This is a genomic window from Rhizobium esperanzae (genome assembly GCF_002204185.1).
GTDB lineage: Bacteria > Pseudomonadota > Alphaproteobacteria > Rhizobiales > Rhizobiaceae > Rhizobium > Rhizobium esperanzae.
Window position 1 is genome coordinate 1 of sequence record NZ_MXPU01000046.1, and the last position, 8,694, is coordinate 8,694.

Annotated in this window: 12 protein-coding genes and 2 pseudogenes; 7 read left to right on the plus strand and 7 right to left on the minus strand. The window is 57.2% G+C overall.

Features of this window, described 5'->3' with window-relative positions:
- Positions 1 to 298, plus strand: a pseudogene (locus B5E41_RS30585) (carboxy terminal-processing peptidase); the annotation flags it as partial.
- A 46-nt stretch (positions 299 to 344) separates the two neighbouring features.
- On the opposite strand, the gene B5E41_RS30590 reads toward B5E41_RS30585, so the two are convergent.
- A complete protein-coding gene (locus B5E41_RS30590) occupies positions 345 to 656 on the minus strand; it encodes a hypothetical protein (RefSeq protein WP_088397294.1) in 312 nt (103 codons plus the stop codon).
- A 263-nt stretch (positions 657 to 919) separates the two neighbouring features.
- A complete protein-coding gene (locus B5E41_RS30595; protein WP_088397295.1) occupies positions 920 to 1,243 on the minus strand; it encodes a hypothetical protein in 324 nt (107 codons plus the stop codon).
- A gap of 1,053 nt (positions 1,244 to 2,296) precedes the next feature.
- Between B5E41_RS30595 and B5E41_RS30615 the strand changes: the two genes are divergently transcribed.
- Positions 2,297 to 2,617, plus strand: coding sequence for a CopG family transcriptional regulator (locus B5E41_RS30615; RefSeq protein ID WP_210303164.1), 321 nt, complete (start codon positions 2,297 to 2,299; stop codon positions 2,615 to 2,617).
- Between the two features lie 155 nt (positions 2,618 to 2,772).
- On the opposite strand, the gene B5E41_RS30620 is transcribed toward B5E41_RS30615, so the two are convergent.
- Positions 2,773 to 2,958, minus strand: coding sequence for a hypothetical protein (locus B5E41_RS30620; RefSeq protein ID WP_088397298.1), 186 nt, complete (start codon positions 2,956 to 2,958; stop codon positions 2,773 to 2,775).
- Positions 2,959 to 3,644: 686 nt separating this feature from the next.
- Here B5E41_RS30620 and B5E41_RS30625 point away from each other — a divergent pair.
- Positions 3,645 to 3,926 (plus strand): hypothetical protein, encoded by a 282-nt coding sequence (locus tag B5E41_RS30625; RefSeq protein WP_141098857.1) that lies wholly within the window; start codon positions 3,645 to 3,647, stop codon positions 3,924 to 3,926.
- A 619-nt stretch (positions 3,927 to 4,545) separates the two neighbouring features.
- Entirely contained in the window at positions 4,546 to 4,851 is a 306-nt protein-coding gene (locus B5E41_RS30635) for an ATPase inhibitor subunit zeta (RefSeq protein WP_245303193.1), read from the plus strand.
- A gap of 222 nt (positions 4,852 to 5,073) precedes the next feature.
- On the opposite strand, the gene B5E41_RS30640 is transcribed toward B5E41_RS30635, so the two are convergent.
- Positions 5,074 to 5,367, minus strand: coding sequence for a hypothetical protein (locus B5E41_RS30640; protein WP_088397302.1), 294 nt, complete (start codon positions 5,365 to 5,367; stop codon positions 5,074 to 5,076).
- Between the two features lie 396 nt (positions 5,368 to 5,763).
- Here B5E41_RS30640 and B5E41_RS30650 point away from each other — a divergent pair, with 396 nt between their 5' ends.
- The gene (locus B5E41_RS30650) at positions 5,764 to 5,979 is read left to right on the plus strand and encodes a hypothetical protein (RefSeq protein WP_088397304.1); all 216 of its coding nucleotides are present in this window, start codon (positions 5,764 to 5,766) and stop codon (positions 5,977 to 5,979) included.
- Between the two features lie 41 nt (positions 5,980 to 6,020).
- On the opposite strand, the gene B5E41_RS30655 is transcribed toward B5E41_RS30650, so the two are convergent.
- Complete coding sequence (locus B5E41_RS30655) at positions 6,021 to 6,386, minus strand: hypothetical protein (protein WP_088397305.1); 366 nt, start codon at positions 6,384 to 6,386, stop codon at positions 6,021 to 6,023.
- A gap of 447 nt (positions 6,387 to 6,833) precedes the next feature.
- Between B5E41_RS30655 and B5E41_RS30660 the strand changes: the two genes are divergently transcribed.
- Entirely contained in the window at positions 6,834 to 7,127 is a 294-nt protein-coding gene (locus B5E41_RS30660) for a hypothetical protein (RefSeq protein ID WP_088397306.1), read from the plus strand.
- On the opposite strand, the gene B5E41_RS30665 is transcribed toward B5E41_RS30660, so the two are convergent.
- Both B5E41_RS30665 and B5E41_RS30670 read right to left on the minus strand, forming a co-directional pair.
- Complete coding sequence (locus B5E41_RS30665; protein ID WP_088397307.1) at positions 7,122 to 7,388, minus strand: BON domain-containing protein; 267 nt, start codon at positions 7,386 to 7,388, stop codon at positions 7,122 to 7,124. The two genes, B5E41_RS30660 and B5E41_RS30665, sit on opposite strands and share 6 nt — an antisense overlap.
- Before the next feature lie 39 nt (positions 7,389 to 7,427).
- On the minus strand, positions 7,428 to 7,694 hold the full coding sequence (locus B5E41_RS30670; protein ID WP_088397308.1) for a DUF1488 family protein: 267 nt from the start codon (positions 7,692 to 7,694) through the stop codon (positions 7,428 to 7,430).
- 561 nt (positions 7,695 to 8,255) lie between these two features.
- On the opposite strand from B5E41_RS30670, the pseudogene B5E41_RS30680 reads away from it, so the two are divergent.
- Positions 8,256 to 8,694, plus strand: a pseudogene (locus B5E41_RS30680) (carboxy terminal-processing peptidase); the annotation flags it as partial.

Consider the following 8,694-nt stretch of genomic DNA (forward strand, 5'->3'; position numbering starts at 1 on the left):
GCTCGATGATGCCTTGTCGGGCAGGGTGATGGATCAGTTCGTCAAGTCGCTTGATCCCGACCGCATGCTCTTCCTGCAGGCCGATATCGACAAGTTCATGGCTGACCGCAGCGAGATCGACGATGCCATCGAGCGGCAGGACCTGAAGATCCCGTTTGCGATCTTCAACGCCTATCAACAGCGCGTCGTCGACCGCATGACCTATGCGCGCAGCCTGCTCAAGCAGGGCTTCGATTTCAGCGGCAAGGAAGACTATGCGGTGCAGCGCGACAAGGCGCCCTGGCCGCAGTCGGAAGCCTTGAGATACCCCGTGGGGCTATCCTTTAAGGTGAGTGATTATTGGCTCAATCCCTGAGGCGGTCCATCTTGCGAGACCAAGGGAAAGAAATTACCGGTTTCTGCGCAACGCGCGTATGTTCGCTTGATGCTTCCTGTTCAACAGATCCGGCATCGCGTAGTGCCGCGCGAAGAGCCTGACCTTGCGGATGATCGCCGAAGTGCTCGAGAAAGCTCGAAATCGGCCATCTCGTCTCAGTGCCGCCGGAGGCGTCGTTGGCGTGATGGATCACGACATGCTGGTCCGCAGGTTCGTTATGTCCGAGAAACCATTTGTCTCCGTTGGCGCTGGCTGCAAATTCTTTTGGTGCTTTTGGCATTCCAGACTCCTCTGATGGTGCCCATTATTGTGCCGCTTCCCGGCGCGCTGTCGCCCATTTATGGTTTCGGCAAGTGCAGCAAAGGGGCTTGAGTGAACGGCTTGGTCGCTCTGCCGGGCGACCCCGATGATATATTGCAGGACATTCATCTGCCGGGGCAATCCGGCGCCGTGTCCACTGAGTTGAAGGTAGTTCATGGGTTGGAACTGCTCCGGAATGCAACCCGCCATCCGGTTGGCAGTGGCTTTGTCGAATTTAGTAACTCACCAAGTGTCTGTTGAGGCGCCGGTGGGCGACTTGACCACAACGGCTGAACGGATCCCCTGTATCAACTTGCGATTTTTTTCGAACTCCGCGGATGATTTCGAGGACAGTGGTGTTTTTCCAAAGTGCCGGCTGAGTTCGATGGAAAGGGCCGCGGGCGAGGTCATTCCATCATTATAAAGATGGAACAGCAATTTGACGGCGATGTTGTAATATTTCGGATCTGCGAGGCTACTTGTGGAATCGTATCCGGCGTCGTCGAGGACGCCTTGCAATACAGCCAGGTCAGAGGTCCGCACAGATATGTTGAGATTGGAAGACATGCTGTCCTCCTTCAATTTGGGGCGAAGGCAACAACCGACCTCCAACCAGTAGCGCCCTGAGAAACAGCTACTGAAGACCTACCATGCGCCTAATCAATACGGCTGGCAAATTGTATATTCCGGGGATGAGCAGAAAGCGGTCAGGCCTGCGCGTTCGAATGTCGTTTATTCTCGCAATCATCTTTCCCCGTTCGAGAGTCACCAGCGCCAAAAGGACCTGAAAGCCCCTGGAATTGACATGTCGGTCTTGTTTGCTCGTCATCTCTTCCATCTGGTCGAGAAAAATTGCGGCAGATCTATTTCATTTCGACTCGCAACGAAAGCCAATCACAGCATGTGCGCCGTCCGGCCCGCGCATGATGCCAAAGCCTCAGGATCGGCATGCAGCTTCCGCCGCCTCGAAGAGGGATAGGCGGGCGTCAGGATCGTCGCCGCCCTGATGCGTCTTATCACCATCACCTCTTCGTGATGGTCGCCATTTTCTGAAGCCGCGAGATCTGTCGTCTGGTAGTCCGCTCGCGGTAGGCGGTCTCACCTGAGGCGCGGGAGGGCTGGCCAACCTGCCCGGGCGCCCGATTCCCGCGAGCGGCTCCACCTTCGCGGTTCCGCTCCTTTAGAAATATGGGGGTGCGGCATCCGTGTTGGAATGTAGGGTGTTCGCGCCTCCGCCATTCCCGCCCGAGCCACCCATCGCTGTGCATTGCGCGTGAATATGCACGCACGACTTCTGCAAAGCGGGCGAGGGGAAACCGAGGTTCCTCTAGGAAAGTTTAAGAACGAACTAAAGGAAAATGCTGCCACCGTTTGACATGGGTGCCGTCGAGGCGGATCACCCTTCATCGGATCAAAGCTCGTGCATCAGCCGACCGAAGACGCTGAGGATTTATTGGAGCGCTTCCACCTGTTGCAGGCCCAGCACGACGAGCATCTGCGCAGGATCTCAGACGAGTGCGAGCTCGGGCTCCGGGACAAACAAGGCCAATCTACTCCCACAGGCGGCAGCGATGACGCCCTGAGGGCGCTCGCTGCCACCGTTGCGGTATCAAGCTGGCGTTGATTGCGAAGGGCCGTCTAAAAGAGTTACTTGCCGAAAAGCGATTCGCAGCCGATCGGATCGGTAACATCCCACTACCAGACTTGCAGATTCTGCTGCGCCGCGCGGCGTTGCGCTTGAGGAACGCCGCAGCAGTGACGATGGAGGAGGACGTCGAAGAGGTGCCTCGCGATTTAGCCGGTGAACTTGGCATGACGCGCAACGACACGATCAGGCTTATCGTGCGGGAGTGGATGGAGAAGAACACCTATCTGCCGGTGCACGAGCTCGACGAAGATGGAGATGTCATGAGCCGCGTTATCCTTGGCGGACCACTTTGAATGGCTCATCGGCTCATCGGCACGCTAGGTCTCGCACAGATGACCGGTTCAGCAGCGAATTTAGGGGTACTACAGCGTGAGCCATACTCCGAGCCCACGCTGCTTTCGACCAGAGTCGAAACTCGGTTATTCAGGACAATTCTACGACTGCGTCTTCAGTTGGCTCTGGCGATTTTAAGAAGATCCCTGTCGCTTCCGATTCCCTCGCCATACATCGTAAAGCGCAGGTGGGACAGAGATTTTGGACCGTAATCGCGCTTGGCGACGGAGCCGTCGAAACTTCCCTCAACGATTGACAGCCGCAGCGGTTTTCGATGGCAGGTTCGGACGTAGCCAAACATGGTTCGTCCTTTCAGGTTGGGGCGGAAGCTGTGTCACTTCCAGTCGGAGCCGCCCGTGAAAGGTTGGCAGCGATGGGATGTTATGCGCTCGTCGGTACCTTAGCGCAACGTTTCATTCTTAGTCACTTTAGGCGAGCCTAACAGGGTGAGCCCACCGCACCGTAAAGTGCCCGCGCCTAAGGGCGGTTTGAGGGTCGAATGGTCCGGCGCGGGGAAGAGATCGGGAAGAAGCTGCTGCAGGAAGGGCTGGCTGGCTAGGACCTGGAGCCCGAAGCAGCGGAATGACTGGTGCGACTGATTGTCAGACCTAGCCTCCTGTCCTTGCCCGCGCCCTGTTATTCAAGCGCCCGGACATTCCCCTTGGCATTTTGATATATGACGCCGCCGGCGCGCTGGTTGGCGAGGTGCTTCTAGACGCCGTAGTTCCGCAAATTGCTCGGTCAAAAGACCTTCAGGATGGCAATCTCTGGTAAATTGAGGAACTTCCAAACTGTGACATCCTTCAACTCACCGATCCCTTTTGTGCGGCACCACTGATGAGTTGGACATCATTGACGCAAAATGCCCCGTCACTCGTTGGCTTGAAATGGATCAGCTTCGCCTTATCTCAGAATAAGCTCATCCGGAGAATGGTTGTCGCCACTTCTCGGTCATCTTTCGGACAGCACCCTCTCAAGGAGTGCGCCATGTTCCATAAAATGCCTTTGGAAGATATGAGCAGGGAACGCCGCGAGGCGGTCATACGCGCCCTGGCTTCAAAGCTCCAGTATTCGGCCGAAATCGCCAAGGTTCAGCAAGATCCCAACTGGCCTCAGTTGGAGGAATTGGCCGCAACGCTATTTCGAGACTCCTCGGAAATCGCCCGAGCTGAACCGGAAACCGCGAGAACCTCTGTCATGGAAGGCATCCGGTTGCTAGGTCAGTTCCAGATGAGCCAAATCGCAATAAAACCGCGCATAGCTCATTGACTAGGGCGACGGGATCGCACGGGTGGCCCCTGCAAAAGGGTCCTTTCCATTGTTCCAGTAAGTCCTGTGCGGTACCCACTTTCCCAAATCAGAACTGCCGCGCCTCGGCGGGGCTTTTTCTCGATCGCATCAAGTTCAATCGGTCAGTTGATCTTGAGCCAGTGCGTTATCTAGGCAATCGCAGCTGCCTTGGCCGATCTCGCCAGCAACGCGTTTCAACAAAAGGACAAGGGGCTTGCGTGCGGTGTCATTAAATCTGTTGACACCCGGGCGGGTTCAGCACCCGATGAAAAGCCACGCCGAGGAGGCGGAACTCATGTCCCTGAAGTTAGTCGTCTGTTTCGGCCTGGTGCTTTTCGTAGTCGCTGCGGTCTGGTGGCTCCGGCCAGAGCGCAAAGACATCATTCGGCCGGCGCAATCCGCGTTGGAGCAATCGAACAGGACTCCGGCGCAGGGACCGCAATAAGCGGCCACCATCGTTTACTTGTGCTATCTTAGTCTAGCAGCGAAGTATTGGCGATCTTTTGGGGTCGGCCCTCGGAAGTTGGGAGCGCGTCAGCCCGGTTTATTCCGCAAACTCACGCGTTGAGCGGTTTCGATGACAAAAATCAGGAGGAAAATGATGGTCGACTTAAGAGACCGAGAAAAGGGAATGGAAGATCAATACTTTCGGGACGCCGAGAGGATCCTCAAGCTCAAATCGCGTTGCGACACGCTTTTGGCGAAGTGGGTCGCAGGACTCGTTGATCGAGATGACTTTGTAGCTTACGCAGATGAGATCACTGATGCCCGCTTCAAAGGTGGGGACCCTGGCGTTCTCTCGAAAGCGCTATCTGATCTTCAAGCGGCAGGTCGCAATTTCAGCGAGCAGGACGTCGCAACAAAGATGCGCGAATTTATGTCCGAGGCCGCTGAACAGCTTTGAGCACAATTGGCAGCATTATTGCTGTGAAGGAGCAGCGGGTGCAGGCGTCGGATTGTTGTCCGTCGGAGCCGTCGGTTTCACTGGTGCCGGTGCTGGCTCAGAAGCGGTGGTGGAAATAGTCGCCTGCGGGTCGGTTCCGGCGCGTCTAGCTACTCGGTGATTGCAAACCCAGCCGCGGCGGCGAGCGCAATCATGGCCTCGTTGAATCGCCTCGCGGCGTCATCAATTTTTCTTGTCCGCAGGCGGGTGCACAGCTCGTGTGGCGCCTCCTTCGTTTTCCCATGATGCCAAAGCCTCAGGATCGGCATGCAGCTTCCGCCGTTTTGAAGAGGGGTACGCGGGCGTCGGGATCGTCGCCGCCTTAATGCGTCTTATCACCATCACCTCTTCGTGATGGTCGCCATGTTCTGAAGCAACGAGATCTGTCGTGGCGTAGTCCGCGCGCTTGAGGATGGACCGGAGCCGCCAATCTTCGTCGCGTTTCGTCGAAATTCCGGTTGTGATGATTACTACCATAACCAGCCTCTCAAAATTAAACTGATGATTACGGCGAAGCTCGCCAGGATGGAAGCCCTGAATAGGAAGTCGCCGTAAGCCGCGATATGGGAGGAGCGCTTGATGGTGGAAGACATCTTGTCCTCCTTAGATTGGGGCGAAGGGCGCCACCCCTTGATCGGCAGCGCCCGTTTCATTGGCTGCCGATATGTGAACATGCGCCTTGGTTGCGCTTTATCCAAGGCGAACTGTGCCAGGCGCCCTGTAATTTTCCGCCCCGGGGCCACTCGGTCACGAGCGAGAGGCGCGGGCTCTGTCTCGGCTCGTTCAGCGACGGTAAACCAAGCCGGCGGTCGCGACGATCGGGGGAGCCGCGAAATGAATCTCATTATCGCCGCCTGCGTGGTATAGTCTCTCATGACCTATTCCCTGCAGGACTTAGAAGTTGCGCGCCGGCGAGTGATCAAAGACCGGCAGCTGATTTGCGCGCAGCAGAGCCTGATCGACGGAATGCGGACGCGAGGCGAACCCGCGGGGCTGGCCAGCGAAAGGCTGGTCAAGCTGACAGAGGATTTGCGCAACCATTGCTTCCATCAGGATCTGATTCAGGCGTCGATCCGATTGGAACGCTGAGCCGGCGCGCACTCGGGGCGGTTGACGGGTCTAGTCCTTGTTCACTCGCCGGCTTTTTCGTCAGGCTCCTCGGCACGCCTCTCAGCGTCCCGGGTGGCGATCTTCCTGCTGTGATCGGTCCGCGCCTGCTCGAGTTCTCCCATCGTAGGAAGATCCCGGACAGCCAGACTCTTATCATCGGCCTCAGTGCTTCGGCGCTTTGTGAACCGATGCCGCGGGTTCTTTGCTTCACGCAGTTCCTCGACCGCGCGCGCTTCCTCGGCCGACACGGCGAGGTCCGTGCGTGCGGCGACGGCATGGGCGATCAATTCCTTCGCGGAGGGATTGCCGTCCGGTCGCTTTGCGTTAGCGCTGAAGTCGTGGCGGTCACTGGCGGTAAGGAGCTTGGCGTTGTTATGTCTCGACATTTGAATGCCTCTTTTTTCATGAAGTCATGACTGCCGTTCGCGCGGGACGCGCTTTCGCGGCCGGCCTCCTGCTTGTCGAGCAGGCTGGCGAAGGTTGTGTATATTCTGCAAAAGCCGATATTTGGACTTGCGGGGTTATGTATTCAGGAAAATATCGCAATAAAAAGGCGAAGGCGTCTTTATTGTGCGGCCAGATTAATTTAATTTTTACACGATAATATTTTATGTTTGACCAGTAAATTTGAATAAAAACTTCATTTTAGGATTTCGTCTCATTGTGACGCAATTGGGGCGTAGGAGTCTTCTATCGTCGATTGGCCCTGTGGCTCTCGTCCGTGTCAGAGACTTGAGGACCATCATTGCTCCGGATTCCGATCGCCATGCCAATGCCGTGAAGGAAGTATTAAGCGGGTCTTGGCTAACCGCCTTCTACTGGAGCCTTTCACCATGTCCGACATATCATCCACACGCACGACGGACACCATCGTCCGCTTCTCCGCCCCTTTCGCGCTTCCCGATCTTGTTGGTGAGATGCCTCCGGCAGGCGACTACAAGATCGAGCAGGATGAGGAGCCGATCGAAGGCCTGTCGTGGCTTGCCTACTGCCGCGTCGCGACCTACATTCATCTGCCGTCGATTGCAGAGGGGAACCGCTTGCGCAGGATCGTCCGGATCGAGCCGACGGCCCTCGCCGATCTCTTGGCAGCTACGAACGCGACGCCGGACGGACTTGCCTCATAATTCCGGCGACAGTTCATTGTGAACCTTGCGCACGCCGTCGGTTCTCAGTGTAATCTCCTCGGCCCGTGACACCTCCGCTTTCAAACGCACCCATCCAGCCAGCGTGATGTCGCCGCCGCGCGCGGTGACGAAGATATAGCTGGGGTCGAGATCGCCGGCATGAGCGAGCGCGCTGTAGACGGCCGATTCAAGATCGCCCTGGTCGGGACAGCGGCTCGCCACGCGGCCCGCGACGCTGAGATGTTTTCTGTCGACTGACATTTGGTTCGGCTCCTGCACGGCCTTTCCGGTTGTAAAAGTCTACCTGCGGATATCCTGCGCCGTCAGGGTATATCGGTCTTTGCCGCCGCGGCCGTAGGCATGGGCGGCGGCTTCCAGAATGATCTGGCGCGCCATGTCGAAGGCTCTCAGGCACTCGTCCTCGGAGCGGCCGGGCTGGCTCGGGGTCCGCAAGGCGTTAGCTTCGACTAAAAACCGCACTTCGAACATGCCGTCATAACCGGAGAAGCGGACCGCATTCCGGCTCTCATCAAAACTACGGCTTTTATTGGGAAAGGTCAGTGTCACGCATTCTCTCCCGGAGGGTCAGTAATGCCCAATCCATTCGGACTGTAGCAAGAACATGCTGTTGGGACGGAGTAGCCCGGTCTCGCTCCAGGCGCGGCAGGGCTGGCCAAAGTGCCGGTGTGCTACGGATGCAGAAACACCATCATCCTGTTGCCGGGCGCCCGAATTCCCGCGAACGGCTGCAGCTTCGCAGTTCCGCTCCTATAGAAATATGGGGCGCGGCATTCGAATTGCAATGTGGGGGCCGGGTGGCTAGCCGTCTGCGCTTGAGGCGGTGACAGTGGTTCCCGCTATTAAGCGCGCTTACCTCAGCTCAATTCTGTAGAATCGCTGAAGGCGGTGATCTCCTCGGGCTTGGCCGTCGCCGACATGCTGGAGATGATTACATCGAACTTGCCGGCGATAAGCCTCGGGATCTGACGCTCTGCGTCGATCCGATCATGCCGAAGAGTTTCGCGACTCGCCGGACCATCCTTTTGCCTTCTGCTTGCCAAAAAACCATAATTGCGCCACCTAGATCGCCCATCGACAGAGCTGGCAGAAGAATTGGATCCACGCTGAATGCGCATACACTACGTTTTTCTTGGTGCATTTCTTGCACTCGCCCCGTCCGCCTATGCCGAGGTCGCAGCGCCGCCGGTTTTGAAGCCGTTGACGCGGCAGGCGCAGGCGGCTGAGCTCAGCGCGCAATTTCTCTCCCGTTACAGCTACAAGCCGGTTCCGCTCGATGATGCCTTGTCGGGCAGGGTGATGGATCAGTTCGTCAAGTCGCTTGATCCCGACCGCATGCTCTTCCTGCAGGCCGATATCGACAAGTTCATGGCTGACCGCAGCGAGATCGACGATGCCATCGAGCGGCAGGACCTGAAGATCCCGTTTGCGATCTTCAACGCCTATCAACAGCGCGTCGTCGACCGCATGACCTATGCGCGCAGCCTGCTCAAGCAGGGCTTCGATTTCAGCGGCAAGGAAGACTATGCGGTGCAGCGCGACAAGGCGC